The sequence below is a fragment of the Rubellimicrobium thermophilum DSM 16684 genome, assembly GCF_000442315.1.
Taxonomy (GTDB): Bacteria; Pseudomonadota; Alphaproteobacteria; order Rhodobacterales; family Rhodobacteraceae; genus Rubellimicrobium; species Rubellimicrobium thermophilum.
Window position 1 is genome coordinate 1,361,392 of the sequence record NZ_KE557320.1, and the last position, 19,876, is coordinate 1,381,267.

The 19,876-nt window shown below is 70.2% G+C and carries 15 protein-coding genes and 3 pseudogenes; 10 read left to right on the forward strand and 8 right to left on the reverse strand.

The genetic code is table 11. The features are described 5' to 3' along the window. From RUTHE_RS16020 to RUTHE_RS07600, 3 genes and pseudogenes are all read right to left on the reverse strand, one after another. Positions 1–707, reverse strand: a 707-nt coding sequence (locus tag RUTHE_RS16020; RefSeq protein ID WP_021097769.1) for a DNA translocase FtsK 4TM domain-containing protein, incomplete at its 3' end; no start/stop codon positions are given. 12 nt (positions 708–719) lie between these two features. Beyond that, positions 720–1,904 carry an aminotransferase class I/II-fold pyridoxal phosphate-dependent enzyme gene (locus tag RUTHE_RS07595; RefSeq protein WP_144079640.1) on the reverse strand — a complete coding sequence of 395 codons (1,185 nt, stop codon included), beginning with the start codon at positions 1,902–1,904 and terminating at the stop codon, positions 720–722. A 110-nt stretch (positions 1,905–2,014) separates the two neighbouring features. Beyond that, positions 2,015–3,341: pseudogene (locus RUTHE_RS07600) on the reverse strand (amidase). Between the two features lie 85 nt (positions 3,342–3,426). Between RUTHE_RS07600 and RUTHE_RS07605 the strand changes: the two are divergent. Further along, complete coding sequence (locus tag RUTHE_RS07605) at positions 3,427–4,644, forward strand: UbiH/UbiF/VisC/COQ6 family ubiquinone biosynthesis hydroxylase (RefSeq protein ID WP_021097773.1); 1,218 nt, start codon at positions 3,427–3,429, stop codon at positions 4,642–4,644. Between the two features lie 89 nt (positions 4,645–4,733). Here RUTHE_RS07605 and RUTHE_RS07610 read toward each other — a convergent pair whose 3' ends face one another. The 3 genes from RUTHE_RS07610 to hemN all read right to left on the reverse strand — a co-directional run bounded on the left by RUTHE_RS07610 (position 4,734) and on the right by hemN (position 8,477). Beyond that, positions 4,734–5,756 carry an aspartate-semialdehyde dehydrogenase gene (locus tag RUTHE_RS07610; protein ID WP_021097774.1) on the reverse strand — a complete coding sequence of 341 codons (1,023 nt, stop codon included), beginning with the start codon at positions 5,754–5,756 and terminating at the stop codon, positions 4,734–4,736. A gap of 63 nt (positions 5,757–5,819) precedes the next feature. Next, a complete protein-coding gene (locus RUTHE_RS07615; protein WP_021097775.1) occupies positions 5,820–6,992 on the reverse strand; it encodes an MFS transporter in 1,173 nt (390 codons plus the stop codon). A 114-nt stretch (positions 6,993–7,106) separates the two neighbouring features. After that, positions 7,107–8,477: an oxygen-independent coproporphyrinogen III oxidase gene (gene hemN / locus RUTHE_RS07620; RefSeq protein WP_021097776.1), complete on the reverse strand. Its 1,371-nt coding sequence runs from the start codon at positions 8,475–8,477 to the stop codon at positions 7,107–7,109. 82 nt (positions 8,478–8,559) lie between these two features. On the opposite strand from hemN, the gene fnrL reads away from it, so the two are divergent. Then, positions 8,560–9,354, forward strand: coding sequence for a transcriptional regulator FnrL (gene fnrL / locus RUTHE_RS07625; protein ID WP_021097777.1), 795 nt, complete (start codon positions 8,560–8,562; stop codon positions 9,352–9,354). Between the two features lie 11 nt (positions 9,355–9,365). On the opposite strand, the gene RUTHE_RS07630 is transcribed toward fnrL, so the two are convergent. Beyond that, positions 9,366–10,205: a universal stress protein gene (locus tag RUTHE_RS07630; protein ID WP_021097778.1), complete on the reverse strand. Its 840-nt coding sequence runs from the start codon at positions 10,203–10,205 to the stop codon at positions 9,366–9,368. Between the two features lie 192 nt (positions 10,206–10,397). Here RUTHE_RS07630 and ccoN point away from each other — a divergent pair, with 192 nt between their 5' ends. The 8 genes and pseudogenes from ccoN to ccoS all read left to right on the forward strand — a co-directional run. Next, positions 10,398–12,005: a cytochrome-c oxidase, cbb3-type subunit I gene (ccoN, locus tag RUTHE_RS07635; RefSeq protein ID WP_021097779.1), complete on the forward strand. Its 1,608-nt coding sequence runs from the start codon at positions 10,398–10,400 to the stop codon at positions 12,003–12,005. Between the two features lie 12 nt (positions 12,006–12,017). Then, the gene (ccoO, locus tag RUTHE_RS07640; protein WP_021097780.1) at positions 12,018–12,743 is read left to right on the forward strand and encodes a cytochrome-c oxidase, cbb3-type subunit II; all 726 of its coding nucleotides are present in this window, start codon (positions 12,018–12,020) and stop codon (positions 12,741–12,743) included. Between the two features lie 13 nt (positions 12,744–12,756). Then, entirely contained in the window at positions 12,757–13,011 is a 255-nt protein-coding gene (locus tag RUTHE_RS07645; protein ID WP_021097781.1) for a CcoQ/FixQ family Cbb3-type cytochrome c oxidase assembly chaperone, read from the forward strand. Positions 13,012–13,118: 107 nt separating this feature from the next. Then, positions 13,119–13,942: pseudogene (gene ccoP / locus RUTHE_RS07650) on the forward strand (cytochrome-c oxidase, cbb3-type subunit III). Positions 13,943–14,338: 396 nt separating this feature from the next. Then, positions 14,339–15,751 (forward strand): cytochrome c oxidase accessory protein CcoG, encoded by a 1,413-nt coding sequence (gene ccoG / locus RUTHE_RS07655; RefSeq protein WP_040645478.1) that lies wholly within the window; start codon positions 14,339–14,341, stop codon positions 15,749–15,751. Position 15,752: 1 nt separating this feature from the next. Beyond that, the gene (locus tag RUTHE_RS07660; RefSeq protein ID WP_021097784.1) at positions 15,753–16,235 is read left to right on the forward strand and encodes a FixH family protein; all 483 of its coding nucleotides are present in this window, start codon (positions 15,753–15,755) and stop codon (positions 16,233–16,235) included. Between the two features lie 4 nt (positions 16,236–16,239). After that, a complete protein-coding gene (locus RUTHE_RS07665; RefSeq protein ID WP_021097785.1) occupies positions 16,240–18,450 on the forward strand; it encodes a heavy metal translocating P-type ATPase in 2,211 nt (736 codons plus the stop codon). A gap of 1 nt (position 18,451) precedes the next feature. Next, positions 18,452–18,607, forward strand: a pseudogene (ccoS, locus tag RUTHE_RS07670) (cbb3-type cytochrome oxidase assembly protein CcoS); the annotation flags it as partial. Between the two features lie 83 nt (positions 18,608–18,690). Here ccoS and prfB read toward each other — a convergent pair. Continuing rightward, positions 18,691–19,818, reverse strand: coding sequence for a peptide chain release factor 2 (prfB, locus tag RUTHE_RS07675; RefSeq protein WP_021097787.1), 1,128 nt, complete (start codon positions 19,816–19,818; stop codon positions 18,691–18,693). Positions 19,819–19,876: the final 58 nt, after the last annotated feature.

Here is a 19,876-nt window from a genome sequence, read left to right on the forward strand (position 1 = left end):
GCCAGCCAGGTTGCGGCTCCGGCGGCGGCGGCGGCGCCCAGGATGCGCCCCTCGCGCCAGATCCGCGCCGTCAGGGCGGCCCCCTGCGCGGCCGCCCTGAGGCTCCAGGCATAGGCCAGGACGGCCAGGACCGCGCTGCGCCGGGCCACGGTCTGGATTTCGGCGCGTGTGACGCCCATGACCCAGGCCCCGAGCCAGATCATCGCGACAAAGGAGAGGAGGTCCGGCAGGATCCCTCCGACCGGCAGCAGCGTGAGGACGAAGCTCAGCGCCGTGTCCCCGAACAGCCCGCCGAGCCCGTAGAGCGGCTGCCAGTCCGGCCCCGGCTCGAGCGTCGCGAAGAACACCGAGAGCGCCACGAGGAACAGGGGGGCAAAGACGGCCCGCGCCCGCCTTTCGGCGCGGTGCAGGACGAAGCGCAGCCCCCAGGCCGCGCAGAGCAGCGGGATACCCCAGGAGGCATGGCCCATCACCATCATCAGGGGATGGGCGACCGAGGCCCCGAAGGAACCGAGCCAGTTGCGCACCGGGGCATCGGAGACCAGCAGCCAGTTCGGATCCTCGGGAGAGTAGCTCCAGAGCATCATCCATCCGAGGAATCCTGCCCCGATCAGGCACAGACCCAGAAGCTCGCGCCCGCGGCGCTCGATCGCCGCCTGCGTCGGCCGGTCGAGGAGTGGCGCGCGGTCCCGCGTCGGATAAGCCATGGTTCCCCCCTCTCAGAGCCTGTCGCGGATCCGCTCGAGTCCGCGTCGCACCTCCTCCGGCGCGGCCACGAGCGCCACGCGAACATACCCCCGTCCCGGATTGTCGTGGTCTGGCTTGTCTCCGCTCCCGCGGCCCAGATAGGCACCCGGCAGGACCCGGACGCCCGTCTCGCGCCACAGGCGCAGGGCGGTCGCCTCTCCGTCCCCGACGGGCAGCCACAGGAAGAATCCGGCCTCGGGAGGGCGATAGCCGGGCAGCCCGCCCAGCACGGCATCCGCGATGCGGTATTTCTCCTGATAGAGAGCGCGCGAGGCCTCCACATGCGCTTCGTCGGCCCAGGCGGCCTCGGCGACGCGCTGGAGCGGCAGGGGCAGCGGCGCCCCGGCATAGGATCGCAGCCGCAGCATCCGCGCGATTCCCGCCTTGCCGCCGGCCACGAAGCCCGAACGCAGACCGGCGAGGTTGGATCGCTTGGACAGCGACTGGAAGAGATAGACCCGTTCGGGATCGGCCCCCAGCGCCGCAGCCGCGGCCAGCACCCCCTCGGGCGGGGCATCGCGCCAGATCTCGGAATAGCACTCGTCCGAGAGGACGACGAAATCATGCCGCTCGGCCAGATCGAGCAGCCGGGCCCAGTCCTCGCGCTTCGCAACCGCCCCCTGGGGATTGGAGGGCGAACAGACATAGGCCAGCGCCACCCGGTCCAGCAGCGCCGGAGGCAGCGATGCGTAGTCGGGCAGGAAGCCCGTCTCCTCGGTGGCGGGCACGAAGACCGGCTCTGCACCCACCGACAGGGCGGCGACCAGATAGACCTGATAGAAGGGATTGGGGATCAGCACGACCGGGCGCTGCCCGCGCTTCTCTTCCGGGCAGAGGGCCATCGCCACATTGTAGAGGCCCTCGCGCGTGCCGTTGAGCGGCAGGATCTGCTCCGGCCCGATGCGGACCCCATGGCGCCGGGCGATCCAGCCGGCGATGGCCTCGCGCAGTTCCGGCGTGCCCTCGTTCGGCGGATAGACGCGAAAGCCGTCCAGATGGGCGGCCAGGATGGGGCCGACGAAGGACGGCATGGGATGGGTGGGTTCGCCGATGGACATGGCCAGGGGCTCGCCCCCCGGCGGATGGGCGTCGAGCAGCCGCCGCAGCCGCGGAAAGGCATAATCGGGAAGGTCGGAAAACCGCCTCGGCTCTGCCACCATCACTGCCTCATGCCCGGAGTCGCCCGCTCCGTTCCACGACAGAGCCTAGACCCCGCCGCAATGCGCTGTCCAGAAAGCGGGGGAGGCAGATCCCCCCCCTGTGGCATTCAGGCCATCGCCCGCATCGCCGCCGCGCCGAGGCGCAGCAGCGCCCCTTCCCGCCCCGGCAGGGCATTGAGCAGCACCCCGCAGGATGCCTCCCCCCCCACGGGCAGCGCCAGAGAGGCCATGCCCAGAAGATTCGCCATCCGCGTATTGCGCAGCGCCATCAGGTTGCGCTCCCGGAACAGGGCATGATCGGCGGCGACGGCCGCCGCCGCGGGGGGCAGGATCGGGCAGGCCGGGCAGAGAAGGGCATCGAAGCCGCCGGCGATTTCCGCCGCCCCGGCCCGGATCGTCTTCAGCTCGGCCCAAGCGGCGATCCAGTCGGCGGCCAGGACATCGCGCCCCGCCTCGATGCGCTCGCGCGTGGGGGGGAACATCCGGGCCGGATCCGCCGCGATGCGTTCGCGCCACATCGCCCAGGCCTCGGCGGTATAGAGCGGCCCGGCCAGCACATAGGCCCGGGGCAGGTCGGGCAGCGCCACCTCGACCAGCCGCGCCCCGGCCTGTGCCAATGCCCCGAGTGCAGCGTCGAACGCCCGCGCGGGCGCCTCCTCCAGCCCCCTCGCCTACCACGTCCCGGACAACGCCGAAGGTGGCGCCCGCCAGGGTCGCGCCCGCCAGGTCCACGCGCGGCCCGCCCATCGCCTCCCACAGCAGGGCGCAGTCCTCCACATCCCGTGCGATCGGCCCCACCGTGTCGAAGGACGGGCAGAGCGGCACAACACCCTCGAGCGGCAGGGCCCCATGCGCGGGCTTGAACCCCACAAGGCCGCACCAGACCGCCGGAAGCCGGACCGATCCCCCCGTGTCCGATCCCACGGCGGCCGGGGCCAGCCCCCAGGCGACCGAAGCCGCCGCCCCCGACGAGGATCCGCCCGGCAGGCGCTCTGCCTCGGGCCAGCCCGGCGGCGTCGCCGTGACAGGATTGAAGCCGAGGCCCGAAAAGGCGATCTCGGTCATGTGGGTCTTGCCCAGACAGACCGTCCCCGCCGCGCTGGCCCGCGCCAGCACGGCGGCATCCTGCTCCGGCACCCGTCCGGCCATGAAGGACGTCCCCGCTTCGGTCGCCGTGCCGGCGCTGTCGAACAGGTCCTTCCAGGACAGCGGCACCCCGTCGAGCGGCCCCCGCCGCGTGCCGGCCCGTGCCCGCCCCCGCGCCGCCTCTGCCTCTGCCCGGGCCCGTCCGGGGGTGGTTCGGGCATAGATGCGTGCACCATGCGGATGCGTGGCGATGCGCTCCAGAAAGGCTTCCGCGACCTCCACCGGATCGGCCTGCCCTGCCTCGATACCGCGTCCGATCGCCGCTGCCGTCGCCCCGCTCCAGTCCATGCCGCACCCTCCCCCGAAGTCTGCCGCGCCTTAGCTGCGCGCTGCCGCATGGACAATCCCGCACGGCCGCCCCATCTAGCGACACATGTCAGACCCCTGCTCCGAACCCTTCGACGCCCTGATCGCGGGGGGGGGCCTTGTCGGCCCCTCCCTCGCGCTCGCCCTCGCGCGAGAGGGGTTCTCCGTCGCCCTGATCGAGCCGCGCCCGCCCGGTCCCCCGCCCGACGCCTTCGACGGGCGCGCCTATGCGCTCGCGCTGGCCTCGGTGCGGCTGCTGCGCGCGATCGGCGTCTGGGCCCGTGTCGCGTCCCGGGCCCAGCCGATCCTGCGGATCCTCGTCGCCGATGGTCGACCGGGCGAGCCGCCGTCCCCCCTCCATCTCGCCTTCGATACCGCCGAGATCGAGGAGGGCCTGATGGGCCACATGGTGGAGGATCGCGATCTGCGCGCCGCCCTGGATGCGGCGCTGGCCGAATCGGGCGTCACGCGCCTTGCGGGCCTCATCGTCGCGCAGGAACCCGGCCCCGCCGCGATCGCCGCGACGCTCGCCGATGGGCGCCGGCTCGCGGGGCGTGTGCTTCTGGGCTGTGACGGTCGCGACAGCCCCACTGCGCGTCGCGCCGGCATCCGAAGGACCGAGCGCCCCTACGGCCAGACCGCCGTCGTCGCCACCGTGACGCATGAGAGGCCGCATCGCGGCACCGCCCATCAGCTCTTCCTGCCCGGGGGGCCGCTGGCCATCCTGCCGCTGCCCGGCACCCGCTCCTCGATCGTCTGGAGCGAGAGGACAGCGCGGGCCGAGGCGCTGATGCGGATGGACGATGCGGCCTTCCTCGCCGCGCTGCGCCCCGTCTTCGGCGACTTTCTCGGGGCCATCGGGCTCGAGGGGCCGCGTCATGCCTTCCCCCTCGGTCTTTCGCTGGCCCATCGCTTTGCCGCGCCCCGTGTGGCGCTGGCGGGGGATGCGGCGCATCGGCTGCACCCCATCGCCGGGCAGGGGCTCAATGCCGGTCTGCGCGATGTCGCCGCCTTGGCCGAGGTGCTGGCCGAAGCCCGGGCGCGGGGCGAGGATATCGGCACAGAAGCCGTCCTGGAGCGCTATGCCCGCTGGCGGCGCTTCGATACGGCCGCGCTCGCCTTCGCGACCGACGGCTTCAACCGGCTCTTCTCCAACGACATCGCGCCGCTGCGTCTGGTCCGCGATCTGGGGCTGGCGGCCGTCAACCGCCTCCCCCCCCTGCGCCGCGCCTTCATCCGCGAGGCAGCGGGCCTCACGGGGGATCTGCCGCGCCTGATGCGCTGAGCCGGATGCCCCGGGCGGCGCGGCGGCCATCCCGGACGGGGCAGGACGCAGGCGGGCTGCCCGCGCACCGGCCCCGCCCTGGCCGCGCCTCAGCCCTTCTTCAGGGCCCGCTGGCCCAGCACCTCGGCAATCTGCACTGCGTTCAGGGCGGCACCCTTGCGCAGGTTGTCCGACACGATCCACATGTTGAGACCGTTCTCCACCGTCGGATCCTGCCGGATGCGGGAAATGAAGGTGGCATAGTCGCCCACGCATTCGATGGGGGTGACATAGCCGCCCGGCTCGCGCTTGTCGATCACCATGCAGCCCGGCGCCTCGCGCAGGATGTCGCGGGCCTCCTCCTCGTCGAGGAACTCCTCGAATTCGACATTGACGGCTTCGGAATGGCCGACAAAGACCGGCACCCGGACGCAGGTCGCGGTGACCTTGATGGCGGGATCCAGGATCTTCTTGGTCTCCACCGCCATCTTCCATTCCTCGCGCGTCTGGCCGTCCTCCATGAAGACGTCGATATGCGGGATGACGTTGAAGGCGATCTGGCGGGGATAGACCTTGGGCGCGACCTCCTGACCGGGGACATAGAGCCCCTTGGTCTGGTTCCACAGCTCGTCCATCGCCTCCTTGCCGGTGCCGGAGACGGACTGATAGGTGCTCACGACGACGCGCTTGATGCGGGCGCGGTCATGCAGCGGCTTGAGCGCCACCACCATCTGCGCGGTCGAGCAGTTGGGATTGGCGATGATGCCGCGCCGGCTGTAGCCCATCACCGCATCGGCATTCACCTCGGGCACGACAAGCGGCACATCCGGGTCATAGCGGTAGAGGCTGGAATTGTCGATCACGACGCAACCGGCCTTGGCGGCGCGGGGGGCGTGGATCTTCGTCGCCTCCGATCCGATGGCGAACAGCGCGATGTCCCATCCGGAGAAGTCGAACTGTTCGAGGTCCTGACAGCGCAGCGTGCGATCGCCGAAGCTGACCTCGGTGCCCATCGACCGGCGGGAGGCGAGCGCCGCCACCTCGTCCACCGGGAACTGCCGCTCGTCGAGGATGGCCAGCATCTCCCTGCCGACATTCCCCGTGGCGCCCACCACCGCGACCCTGTAGCCCATCGGCTCGTCTCCCGTGCGAAATCCGCAGGGCGCTTATCGCATGGGAGGGCGAAGCGGAAGGGTTCAGTCGAGCCTGTCGCGGGCCGCAAGATAGGCCAGAAGTCCCCCCGCCACGGTCGCGGACAGGAACAGGAACAGCGCGCGATAGGCCGCCTCGGGCGTGCTGCCGGTCGCGTGGACGGACCGCGACAGCATCTGCAGGATCCCCGCGCCGCCGATCGCGAACATGTTGATCAGCGTCACCCCCCGGCCGGTCAGATGCGCAGGGACGAAGGCGCGCCCATGCGCCATGATGAGCGGAAAGGACGATCCGAAGAATCCGGCGATGGCCAGAAGCGCCGCGGCCGCCCACAGATCCATCCGCGGCGCCCAGGCCAGCAGCAGAAGCGCCAGAAGCACCAGCAGATTGCCGGCCAGAACCGGCCCCTTGCGCGAAGCGAACAGGCGGTCCGCTGCGCCGTAGGCAAAGTTGCCCGCAACCATGGCCAGGCCCATCGCCAGCGTCACCCAGCCGATGGCCCGCGGTCCCGCTCCGTGCAGATCGGCCGCAAAGGGACCGGCCCAGAGGCCCCGCAGGGCCGCCACCGGCCCGTAACCGGCCAGCATCATCAGCAGCACCGGCCATAGGGCTCCGATGCGCATCAGGTCCAGGACAGAACCCTGCCGCCCCTGGGGCGCGGGGGGGACGGCGGGATCGCGCACCACCGCCAGAAGCAGCACCGCCACCCCTGCTGTCGCGACGGCAAGGCCCAGAAGCGCGGCCCGCCATCCGACCGCCTCGACCAGCGCCGCCAGGGGGGCGGCGGACAGGAGATTGCCGAGCGAGCCCAGCCCCACGATCGCCCCGGCCAGCGTGGCGAAGACCGCGGGAGAGAAGCTCCGCGCAAAGATCAGGTAGGATGCCATCAGCACCGGCGAGCAGCCGATCCCGATCAGCGTCATGGCCAGCGCGACATGCCAGGGGGCGGCGGCGGCCGCGAACAGGGCCGCCCCGCCTCCGCCGCCAAGGCCCAGCAGGACCGAGGCCGTCCATCGCGGCCCGATCCGGTCGAGCGCCTCGCCCACCGGAATCTGCATCGCCGCAAAGCCGAGGAACCACAGCCCCGACGCCAGGGCGAGATCGCCGGGGCTGGCGCCCAGATCGGCCTGCAGGACCGGGGCGAGAACCGCCAGAAAGGCCCGGAAGAACTGGGAGAGCACATAGGCCACGACCAGTCCGGCGATTCCCGCCTGCATTCGGCCCCTCCCTGCGTCCGACCGGGGCACAGACTGGCCTGCCCGACGCGCCAGTGCAACGGGTCCTTCGGGGGCCCTCAGCAGGCCGCTGCCCGGTCGGAGGCCGGGCCGACCTCAGAATGCACGGCTGTGCCGGCCTTCGGACAGGGCCGGGGCGGCATAGGCATCGAATGTCTGCGCCACGAGCCGCGCCACGAGCCGGGGGGCCCGCAGGATCCGCAGCATCGTGCCATCCTGCGTCACCCAGCCCGAAAAGCGCCGGCAGGCCGGTGCCACGATCGCCTCGACTGCCGAAAGGGGCAGGCCGTGGCGGGCCGCGGCTGCCTCCAGATCCACGGCAAAATCGCACATCAGCCGTTCGATCAGGCCCGCGCGCAGGGCATCGTCCACACTCATCGCATGCCCGCGCTCGGTGGCCAGCCGCCCCGCCCCGATCGCCTGCGCCCAGGCCGAGGATGTGGAGGCGTTCTGCGCATAACCCTGCGGATAACGCGAGATCGCAGAAGCCCCGAGGCCGATCAGCACCTCGGCCCCGTCCTCGGTATAGCCCTGAAAGTTGCGCCGCAGCCGCCCTTCCCGGGCGGCGGCCGCCAGGGGGTCCTGCGGTCGCGCGAAATGGTCGATGCCGATGGCCTCGTAGCCCGCCCAGTGGAACAGCCGTGCGGCCGTCTCGAACAGTTCGAGCCGCGCCTCGGGTCCCGGCAGGGCTTCGGTGGGGATCAGCATCTGTCGCCGGGCCATCCAGGGGACATGCGCATAGCCATAGAGCGCCACCCGATCAGGCGACAGGGTCAGCACCTTCCGCACCGAATCGGTCATGCGGTCCCGCGTCTGACGGGGCAGACCATAGAGCATGTCCATATTGAGGCTGCCCACCCCCGCTGCGCGGATCATCGTCACCACATCCCGCGTCAGCTCGAAGGGCTGGGTGCGCCCGATCGCCTCCTGCACATGCGGGTCGAAGTCCTGCACGCCGATCGAGGCGCGCGTCATCCCCGCATCGGCCAGCACCGCGATCCGCTCGGCATCGACCTCGGTCGGGTCGATCTCGACTGCCAGGGTCAGATCCCGCGCAAGGGGACGGAAGTCACGCAGCGCCCCGCACAGATCGGCCAGCATCGCCGGAGGCAGGATCGTCGGCGTGCCGCCTCCCAGATGGATTGCGGCGATCTCCACATCGGGGCGCAGATGCTGCCCGACAAGGGCCAGTTCCGCCAGGATCCCGGCCAGATAGGCGCCCAGCGGCCGATCGGTGCGCGTGCCCTGCGTCCGGCAGGCGCAGAACCAGCACAGCCGGCGGCAATAGGGGACATGGACATACAGCGACAGCCGCGCCCCTGCCGGCACGGCCTCGAGCCAGCCGATCACATCGGCCGGTCCGATGCGGGGTCCGAAGTGATTGGCGGGTGGATAGCTCGTGTAGCGCGGGACGCGTGCGTCAAACAGCCCCAGGCTGCGCAGCGCCTCATGCGAGGGAGAGAGCATTGCACATCCTCCCCGGAATCCGGTTATGAGAGAGGGGGCGGATGCTCCGTGCCGCCAGACCCGCCCCCGGAGGCTCCTGCCGATGTCCCGTGACAGCGCCGCCCTGTCCCGCTCCGGACCCGCATCGCCGTCGCTGCACCGCGGCGCGCCGGACCTCCGGACGCAATGCGCGGCCTGTCCGATTCGCCATCGCGCCGTCTGTGCAAGCTGCGAGCCCGATGAGCTGCAGCAGCTCGAGGCGATCAAATCCTACCGGTCCTACGCGGCCGGTCAGCGGATCCTCTGGGCCGGGGACGAGATGGGTTTCGTGGCCTCGGTCGTTCAGGGTGTCGCGACGATCAGCCAGACCCTGGCCGACGGACGCCGTCAGATGGTGGGTCTCCTGCTGCCCTCGGACTTCCTGGGCAGGCCGGGCCGCGCGACCGCGCCCTATGACGTGACGGCGGCCAGCGAGGTGATGCTCTGCTGCTTCCGCCGCAAACCCTTCGAGGCGCTGCTGGCGACCACGCCGCATCTGTCGGCACGCCTGCTCGAGATGAGTCTCGACGAACTCGATGCCGCGCGCGAATGGATGCTGATCCTCGGGCGCAAGACCGCGCGCGAGAAGATCGCCTCCCTCCTGACGATCGTGGCACGACGGCAGATGCTGGCCGGGCTTCGGGCGGTGCGCGGCCGGATCGTGATCGACCTGCCCCTGACGCGCGAGGCGATGGCCGACTATCTGGGTCTGACCCTGGAGACGGTCAGCCGCCAGATCGGTGCCCTCCGGGCGGATGGGGTGATCGCTCTCGACGGCACGCGGCGAATCGTCGTGCCCGACATCCGGGCACTGATGGCCGAAACCGGGGACGACATGGACGGCGCCCCGATCGCCTGACCGCCGCCTGTTCATCGTGCCATCACCGCGGGGATCGGCAGGCTCGAGAGGACATCGCGCGTCACCCCGCCCAGAAGGGCCTCGCGCAGCCGCGAATGCCCATAGGCGCCCATCACCAGCGCCTCGCAGCCCCGTTCGCGGCAGAACCGCAGGAGCGTGTCGGCCACCCGCGGTTCGGTCCGGGCCAGCACGGCGATTTCCGTCCGCACCCCATGGCGTGACAGCCAGAGCGACAGCGCCCCGCCGGGGTCGGCGCGGTCGGGGGCATGGGGGGGCGGATCGACGATGGCCACATCCACCTGCCCGGCTTCCTGCAGGAAGGGCAGTGCGGCCCGCACCGCGCGCAGCGCCTCGTCGCTGTCGTTCCAGGCGATGCAGATCCGTCCCCAGGGGCGGGAGAGGTCGCAGCCCGCATCGGGCACGAAGAGCACAGGTAGCAGCGCCCCGAAGAGGAGCGATTCGGCGACAATCCCCCCGAGCGGCCCCGTGCCGGGCCCGTGCGGCCGGGGGCAGAGCGCGAGATCGGCATGGCGGAGCAGGCGTCCGAGGGTCCCGGTCAGGCCCGGCCCCGGCACCCGGACGGCCTCGACCGCCGCCCGGACGCCCTGGGGCAGGCGCCTCTCGGCCCAGCCGGCAAGGCGCGCAGCCTGTTCCTGTGCCTCGCGCCGGCCCGCATCGATCAGCATCTGCGATGTTGCGGTCGGCATGGCCTCGATGGCGACCGGCTCGACGCCCAGCGCGAACAGATCCAGATGGGCATCCGCGCGCAGGGCCAGCGCGGCCGCCGCGTCGAAGGCGGGGCCGTCACGGGACTCATCCGTGACGACAAGATTCAGCGTCCTGAGGGCCATGGCAGGGTCTCCTGTGGCGTGCGCCGGCGGGCGGGCCTTGTCCGGTCTGTCTATCATGCGCAGGCTGGTCCGGATTTGACCTGGATCAAGGATCGCCCTGTCCGCTTCTGCGATGGCTTCCCCGACTCACGGCACGGCCCCGGCAGGCCTCTATCGGGCTGCGCGGGCCACAAATCGGGACAGGAGACCATCATGGGGGACGGGATCAGGATCGCGGTCTGGGGCCTGACGGCCCTGCTGGCCGCCATCGCCGCCAACTGGGCGCGCGACCTGGCCTTTCAGGTCAACATGCTCATCGTCATGGTGGTGGCGGCGGGCCTGTTTGTCCGGGCGGTTCGCCGCGCGGGCGAAGCGGCGGCGCCGGCCCCGCAGGACACATACATGGACGACGTGATCCGCGCCGGCGCCATCGCCACGACATTCTGGGGCATCGTGGGCTTTCTCGTGGGCGTGGTGATCGCGCTTCAGCTCGCCTTTCCGTCCCTCAATCCCGAGGCCCTTCAGGGAATCGGCAATTTCGGGCGGCTGCGGCCGCTGCATACCTCGGCGGTGATCTTCGCCTTCGGCGGCAACGCCCTGATCATGAGCACCTTCTACATCGTCCAGAGGACCTGCGCGGCGCGGCTCTGGGGGGGCAATCTCGCCTGGTTCGTGTTCTGGGGCTATCAGCTCTTCATCGTGCTGGCCGCCACGGGCTATCTGCTGGGTGCCACCCAGTCCAAGGAATATGCCGAACCGGAATGGCATCTGGACCTGTGGCTGACGGTGGTCTGGCTGGCCTTCCTCGCCGTGACCTTCGGCACGATCCTGCGCCGGCGCGAACCACACATCTATGTCGCCAACTGGTTCCTGCTCGCCTTCATCATCACGGTGGCGATGCTGCATGTCGTCAACAACCTGTCGATCCCCGTCTCGATCTGGGGATCGAAGTCGGTGCAGCTCTTTGCCGGCGTGCAGGATGCGATGGTCCAGTGGTGGTATGGCCACAATGCGGTGGGCTTCTTCCTGACCGCCGGGTTCCTGGGGATGATGTATTACTTCGTCCCGAAGCAGGCCGGCCGCCCGGTCTATTCCTACCGGCTCAGCATCGTCCATTTCTGGGCACTGATCTTCCTCTACATCTGGGCGGGGCCGCATCATCTGCACTACACCGCCCTGCCCGACTGGGCCTCCACGCTCGGCATGGTGTTTTCGGTGATCCTCTGGATGCCCTCCTGGGGCGGCATGATCAACGGGCTGATGACCCTCTCGGGTGCCTGGGACAGGCTCCGCACCGATCCCGTCCTGCGGATGATGGTGATCTCGCTCGGCTTCTACGGGATGAGCACCTTCGAGGGGCCGATGATGTCGATCCGTGCGGTCAACTCGCTGTCGCACTACACCGACTGGACCATCGGCCATGTCCATTCCGGCGCGCTCGGCTGGAACGGGATGATCACCTTCGCGGCACTCTATTTCCTCGTGCCGCGGCTGTGGGGGCGCGAACGGCTCCATTCCCTCGCCGCCGTCAACTGGCATTTCTGGCTCGCGACCATCGGCATCGTGCTCTACGCGGCCTCGATGTGGGTCACGGGGATCATGGAAGGCCTGATGTGGCGCGAGGTGGACGCCAACGGCTTTCTCGTCAACAGCTTTGCCGACACGGTGGCGGCCAAGTTCCCGATGTACCTGATCCGCGCCCTAGGCGGGGTTCTCTATCTGGCCGGGGCCCTGCTCATGGCCTGGAACCTGTGGATGACCGCCTTCGGGCGCGTCCGACCTGCCGTCCGCCCTGCCCCAGTCTCCGTGCCGGCCCAATGAGGACCCTTCACCATGGCTCTCCTTGACCATCACGCCCGTCTGGAGCGGCACGCGACGCTCCTGCTGGCGGCAAGCCTGTTCGTCGTCACCATCGGCGGCATCGTGCAGATCGTGCCCCTGTTCTATCTGGAGAACACCATCGAGCCGGTGACGGGCGTCCGTCCCTACAGCCCGCTCGAGCTGACGGGCCGGGACATCTATATCCGCGAAGGCTGTTATGTCTGCCACAGCCAGATGATCCGACCCCTGCGGGACGAGGTGGAACGCTACGGCCATTACAGCCTTGCCGCCGAATCGATGTACGACCACCCCTTCCAGTGGGGGTCCAAGAGGACGGGACCCGATCTCGCACGCGTCGGGGGGCGCTATTCGGATGCCTGGCATGTCCAGCATCTGATCGACCCCCAGTCCGTCGTCCCCGAATCCATCATGCCGCCCTATGCCCATCTGATGGAGGTCACGCTGGACGGCGCCCATGTCGCCGAACTGATGGAGACGCATCGCCTTGTCGGCGTCCCCTACACCGAGGAGCAGATCGCCCAGGCCCGTGCGGATTTCCTCGCCCAGGCCGATCCGATGGCCGACACGGCAGGGCTCCTGGAACGCTATCCCGGCGCCGTCGTCGCGGATTTCGACGGCCAACCGGCCGTGACCGAGATGGATGCCCTTGTCGCCTATCTCCAGGTGCTCGGGACGATGGTGGACTTCTCCACCTTCGTCCCCGAGCCCGGCCGCTGAGAAAGGGACAGCCATGGAGACCTATACCCTCCTGCGCCACTTCGCCGATTCCTGGGTGCTTCTGGCGCTGTTCGCGATCTTCGTGGGGGCCGTCCTCTGGGTCTGGCGGCCCGGCAGCCGCAGGCTCCATGATGACGCGGGCCTCATCCCCTTCCGCCACGAGGATCGGCCCACACCCGCCCGCCGCGGCAGCCCCGACAGCACCGGGGACACCCCGCATGGCAACGATCCCCGTTCCTTTGCCCTTTCGCCGGAGACCCGGAGATGAGCCCCCGCAAGGATCCGCAAGCACAGCCCGGCCCCGGAACCACCAGCTCCGGAACCACCGGCCCCGGAACCACCGGCCCCGGAACCACCGGCCATGAATGGGACGGGATCCGGGAATGGAACAATCCCCTGCCCCGCTGGTGGGTCTGGGTCTTCCTCGCCACGATCGTCTGGGGCCTGTGGTATACCCTCGCCTATCCCGCCTGGCCGCTGCTGTCGCGGGCGACGGCGGGCTATCTCGGCTTCTCCACCCGTGCCGCCGTCGAGGCCGAGATCGCCGCCGTCGAGACCGCACGCGCCCCGCTGATGGAGCGCCTCGCCGCCACGGATCCGGACCGGCTGTCCGGCGATGCCGATCTGCTGGCCTTTGCCGTCGATGCGGGCGAGGCCGTGTTCCGCGCCCATTGCTCGCAATGCCATGGCGCCGGAGCGGCGGGGGTGCAGGCCTCGGGCTTTCCCAACCTGCTCGACGACGACTGGCTCTGGGGGGTCGGATGGGCGACATCGTCCATACGGTCGCCCATGGCATCCGCAACGACCAGAGCCCCGAGGCCCGCTGGTCGCAGATGCCGGCCTTCGGCGACATGCTCCCGCGGGCAGAGATCGAGGCCCTCACCCACCATGTGCTGGCAATGTCCGGGCAGGAGCATGACGCCGCCCTCGCCGCGCAGGGGGCGGGGTTGTTCGCGGACAACTGTGCCTCCTGCCATGGCGAAGCCGGCACCGGCCAGCGCGAGATCGGCGCCCCCGACCTGACCGATGCGGTCTGGCTCTATGGCGGCACGCCCGATCGCATCCGCGAGACGATCACTGCGGGCCGCTTCGGCGTCATGCCCGCCTGGTCCGAGGCCTTCCGCCCCGGCACGGGGCTGAGCGAGGCCGAGATCCTCGCCGTCGCCGCCTATGTCCATCATCTGGGAGGCGGGGAATAGCGGGTCCCGGCGGACCCTCCTTCCGGTCCGCCCGCCTGGCAGCGGCCCCCCATGGCCGCTGCCTTTTTGTCTCTGCCGGGGGGGATGACAGATCCCCCTGCAATCTCTTGCTGCAGCGCAGCGCAACACCCACCGCGCGGTGCCCGAACAATTTGTTAACCCTTTCGCGCGAGAAGGGGCGGGACAGATGCGAATCCCTGCAACCGGAGAAGGACCATGTCCCGCCCCCGCACCCGCGCCCGCACCGCTGCCCCTGAAGCCGGCCTGACTGCCGGAATGGCGGCGCGCGCCCTGCGCCGGGGATTGCGGCATGCAGGCTTGATCCAGGTCAAGGCGCCGCCGGCCCTGCCGGCCCAGAACGGTCGCCGACCGCATGGACCGGAACCGCGACAGATCATGAGCCAGCCTGCCTCTCCCTCCCTCTATGCCGCGCGCGAGCCGGTCTTTCCCCGCCGCGTGTCGGGCCGCTTCCGTCGGCTGAAATGGGCCGTGATGGCCGTGACGCTCGGCATCTACCATGTCCTGCCCTGGATCCGCTGGGACCGCGGCCCCGACCGGCCGGATCAGGCGGTGCTCGTGGATCTGGCCGGACGGCGCTTCTTCTTCTTCTGGATCGAGATCTGGCCGCAGGATTTCCACGTCGTCGCGGGCCTTCTCGTGATGGCGGGCCTGGGGCTGTTCCTGTTCACGGCCGCTCTGGGGCGCGTCTGGTGCGGCTATGCCTGCCCCCAGACCGTCTGGACCGATCTCTTCATCCTGACCGAACGCTGGGTCGAAGGCGACCGCAATGCCCGTCTGCGCCTGTGGCATGCGCCCTGGTCGCTGACCAAGGCCCGGCTACGGCTCACCAAATGGACGATCTGGCTGCTGATCGCCCTGGCCACCGGGGGCGCCTGGGTGTTCTACTTCGCCGATGCGCCGACGCTCCTGCAGGCGCTCGTGACAGGAACGGCGCCGCCGGTCGCCTATGCCACGCTGGCCCTGCTGACCGCGACGACCTTCGCCTTCGGCGGCTTCGCGCGCGAACAGATCTGCATCTATGCCTGCCCCTGGCCGCGCATCCAGGCCGCCATGATGGACGAGCGGACGATCACCATCGGCTATCGCGACTGGCGCGGAGAGCCGCGGGGCAAGCGCGGCACGCCCGGGGCCGGCGACTGCGTGGACTGCAAGGCCTGCGCGAATGTCTGCCCCATGGGAATCGACATCCGCGACGGCCAGCAGCTTGCCTGCATCACCTGCGGGCTGTGCATCGACGCCTGCGACGACGTGATGACCCGCCTCGGCCGTCCGCGCGGCCTGATCGGCTATTTCACCCTGACCGACGAATGCGAGGAACGCGCCGGCCGCCCCCCCAGACCCGTCTGGCAGCACATCCTGCGTCCGCGCACGATCCTCTATGCCACGCTCTGGACGCTGGCGGGGGCAGGCCTGATCTTCACCCTCTTCATCCGTTCGCCGATCGACATCGACGTCTCGCCGGTGCGCAACCCGACTCATGTCCTGCTCTCGGACGGCACGATCCGCAACGCCTATGACCTGCGCCTGCGCAACCGGCACCCCGAGGCCCGGACGCTCGCCCTCTCCTTCACCGCCGACGCGCCCCTGCGGCTTCGGATCGAAGGGCAGGATGGCCTGACCGTCACCGTGCCGGCCGATCAGACGGCCGATCTGCGCGCCTATCTCGATGCACCGCCCGAGAGCGCGGCGGCTGCGGCACCCCACACGCCCCTGCGGCTGTGGATCACCGATCCCGCCTCGGGCGACCGGGCCTCGGCGGCGACCTACTTCACCGGAAAGGGCGACTGACATGACCCCCCTGCTGCGCGGTCCCATCACCGGCCCCAAGGCCTTTGCGATCTTCGCAGGCTTCTTTGTCGTCATCATCGCGGCCAATCTTGTCCTGGCCGTGCAGGCGGTGCGGACCTTCTCGGGCCTCGTGGTGCCCAGCGCCTACATCGCCTCGCGCGCGTTCGAAGCCGAGCGCCGCGCGCAGGAGGCTCTGGGCTGGACCGTCCGCGCCGCGATCGCGCGGGGAACGGACGGGGGCAAGGACGAAGTCGTGCTTGTCCTGACCGGCCCGGACGGGCGGCCTGTCGCCGATGCGGTCCTCGGGGGGATGCTGCGGCGCCCGGCCGTGCGCAGCGCGGATCAGACGCTGGCCTTCACCTTCGATGGCGCCCTCTGGCGCGCGCCGGTGACGGCCGGACCTGGCCGCTGGGTGCTGGTGCTGACCGCCACCGCCGCCGACGGAACCCCCTTCCGTCAGCATCTGGCCCTGACCGCGGAGTAAGGCCATGACCCCGATCCCCACCGCCGAAGGCGCTGGCAGCCCGGCCTGCCCCGCATGCAGCCCCGTGGCCCCCCTCGCCCGCCGCACCGCCGCCCGGCGACCCGCCGATGCCGCGCCGGGCGAAGACATCTTCCTGTCCGTCCCGGACGCCCATTGCGCGGCCTGCATCGCCACGCTGGAAGAGGGGCTGAGCCGCCTGCCCGCAGTCCGCACAGCCCGGGTGAATCTCTCGCTGCGTCGCGTCCGCATCCGTCATGACGGCAGCCTGACACCAGAGGCCCTGATCCCCGTGATCGCCCGCCTCGGCTACAGGGCGCATCCTCTGGACGCCGAGACGCTGTCGCAAACCGGAACGGATCCCGTCGGCCGCGATCTGCTGATGCGGCTGGGCGTCGCCTTCTTCGCGATGATGAACGTGATGCTGCTGTCGGTCGCGGTGTGGTCCGGCGCCTCGGATGCCACGCGCGATCTGTTCCATCTCATCTCGGGCGCCATCGCGATCCCCACGGTCGCCTTCTCCGGCCAGCCCTTCTTCCGCTCTGCGCTGGCGGGGCTCCGGCGCGGGCGGATCGGGATGGATGTTCCCATCTCTCTCGCTCTCGTCCTGGCCAGCGGCATCTCGCTCTACGAAAGCCTCAACGGAGGCCGCCATGCCTATTTCGATGCGGCCGTGATGCTGACCTTCTTCCTGCTCGGCGGGCGCTATCTCGACCACCGGACGCGCGCGGCCGCCCGCTCTGCCGCGCAGGAACTGGCCGCTCTCGAGGTGCCGCGCGCCCTCCGCCTGACCCCTGCCGGGCAGGAAACCGTTCCGGTCCGCGATCTTGTCCCGGGAGACCGGATCCGCATCCTGCCCGGAGCCCGCATTCCCGCCGACGGGATCGTCGAGGACGGCGAAAGCGAGATCGACCGCTCCCTGCGGACGGGCGAATCGCTACCGGCCCGTGCCACCCCCGGCAGCGTCCTCGGCGCGGGCGAGACGAATCTGACGGGCCCGCTGACCCTGCGCGTCACCGCTGCCGGACGGGATTCGTCCCTGTCGCGGATTGCCGCCCTGGTCGCCCTGGCCGAGGAAGCCCGCGGTCGTCACGCCTCCCTGGCCGACCGCGCCGCCCGGGCCTATTCGCCGCTGGTCCATCTGCTGGCCTTCGGGGCCTTCCTCGTCTGGCTGCAGAAGAGCGGGGGCGATCTGCGCCTGGCCGCCAACATCGCGGCGGCCACGCTCATCATCACCTGTCCCTGCGCGCTGGGCCTTGCCGTTCCGGCAGTGGTCACGGCAGCCTCGGGCCACCTGTTCCGCCGGGGTCTGCTGGTCAAGTCGGCAACCGCTCTCGAGAGGCTGGCCGAGGTGGACACGGTCGTGCTCGACAAGACCGGCACCCTGACCCTGGGAACGCCCGAACCGCTGGATCTCTCGTGCCATGCCGCCGAGGATCTGCAGGTGGCGCTCGCCCTGGCGCAGGGATCGGCCCATCCGCTGGCACAGGCGCTGGCCCGCGCCATTTCCCGCCTGGGGCACAGGCCTGCGCCCGTCACGGGCCTGACCGAACGGCCTGGCCACGGGATCGAAGGGCGCTGGCAGGGGCTGCCGGTGCGCCTTGGCCGGGCCGACTGGGTCGGGGCCGGCCCGGCAGCAGGAACCGCCACCTGCCTGCGGATCGGCGACCGCCCGCCGGTGACCTTCGCCTTTGCCGATGCCCTGCGTCCCGGTGCTGCGGGGCTTGTGACAGCGCTGCAGGCGCGGGGCCTGTCGCTGCATCTCGTCTCGGGGGACGCCGCGCCCGCCGTGGCCGATCTGGCCGCCCGGCTCGGCATCGGGGACTGGATCGCCGGCGCCTCGCCCGAGGACAAGGCGGCCTTCGTCCGCGCCCTTGGTCAGAGGGGGCGGCGGGTGCTGATGCTGGGCGACGGGCTCAACGACACCGCGGCACTGGCCGCGGCGCATGTCTCCATCTCTCCGGCATCCGGGCTCGATGCCGCCCGTGCAGCCTCGGATGTGGTCCTGACGGGGCAGGATCTGTCGCCGGTGGAGGATGCGCTGCGGATTGCCGGGCAGGCCGTGCGCCGCATGCGGCAGAACTTCGCCCTCTCGGCGCTCTACAACATCCTGGCGGTGCCCTTCGCCCTGGCGGGACTGGCCACGCCGCTGCTCGCTGCCGTCGCCATGTCGGTCTCGAGCCTGACAGTGACGCTCAATGCCCTGAGGCTGCGCTGAGATGGCTGTTCTGGTCCTTCTCGTTCCGGTGTCGCTGGGGCTGGGACTCCTGGGTCTGGCGGCCTTTCTCTGGACGCTGCGGACGCGGCAATACGACGATCCGGAGGGCGATGCGGCCCGCATCCTGTCGGACCGCTGGGATGACCGCCCTGCCCCGCCCGATCCGGTCCGCGACACCCCCCCTGCCCCGGACGAGGAGAAGCGGCGATGACGGTCCCGTCCTGCCGCCAGCGGCGGGGTTCAGTCCTCGGCCGTGGCCTCGGCCCGGCTCTTGCCGGCCACATTCATGGCCGGCGTGGCCGCCATGAAGGCATCGAGATCCCCATCCAGCACCCCCTGGGTGTCCGATGTCTCGTAGCCGGTGCGAAGATCCTTCACCATCTGATAGGGCTGCAGGACATAGGACCGGATCTGGTTGCCCCAGCCGGCGTCGCCCTTGGCCTCATGCGCGGCATTGATGGCGGCGGTGCGCTTCTCGAGCTCCATCTGATAGAGCCGCGACTTCAGCGCCTGCATGGCGATCTCGCGGTTCTGGTGCTGGGACTTGAGCGAGGAGGTGACGACGATCCCGGTAGGCAGATGGGTGATCCGCACCGCGGAGTCGGTCTTGTTCACATGCTGGCCGCCGGCACCGGAGGACCGGAAGGTGTCGATCCGGATGTCCTTGTCCTGGATCTCGATCTCGATGGTATCGTCCACGACCGGATAGACCCAGACGCTGGCGAAGGATGTCTGGCGCTTGTCGCCCGATCCGAAGGGGCTGATCCGCACGAGGCGGTGCACCCCGGATTCGGTCTTGAGCCATCCATAGGCATTGTGCCCGATGATCTTGTAGGAGGCGGACTTGATCCCTGTCTCCTCGCCCGGCGTCTCGGACTGGAGCTCGACCGTGTAGCCATGCGATTCGGCCCAGCGGACATACATCCGCGCAAGCATGGCCGCCCAGTCGCAGCTTTCGGTTCCGCCGGCACCGGCATTGATCTCGAGGAAGGTGTCGTTGGCGTCGGCCTCTCCGTCGAGCAACGCCTCGATCTCGGCTGCTGCGGCCCGCTCCCTGAGCGCCTTCAGCGCGGCCTCGGCCTCGGCCACGACGGCTTCGTCGCCTTCGGCCTCGCCCAGTTCGATGAGCTCGACATGTTCGTTCAGCTCGCGCTCCATCGCCTCCAGGGCCGCGAGCTTGTCAGCCAGAACCTGCCGTTCGCGCATGAGCTTCTGCGCGGCGGCCGGATCGTTCCAGAGCGAGGGGTCCTCGACCCGGGCATTGTATTCCTCGAGCCGGTGGGGCGCCGTGGCACGGTCCATGCGGCGTCCGAGGAGCTCGATCGAGCGTCGGATCGCCTCGATGGTGCTCTGGGTCTCGCTGCGCATGGGGTTGCCTCCCTCTCGGATCGGAGCGGGGGGCGTCCTAGCCCGCCCCCCCTGTTCC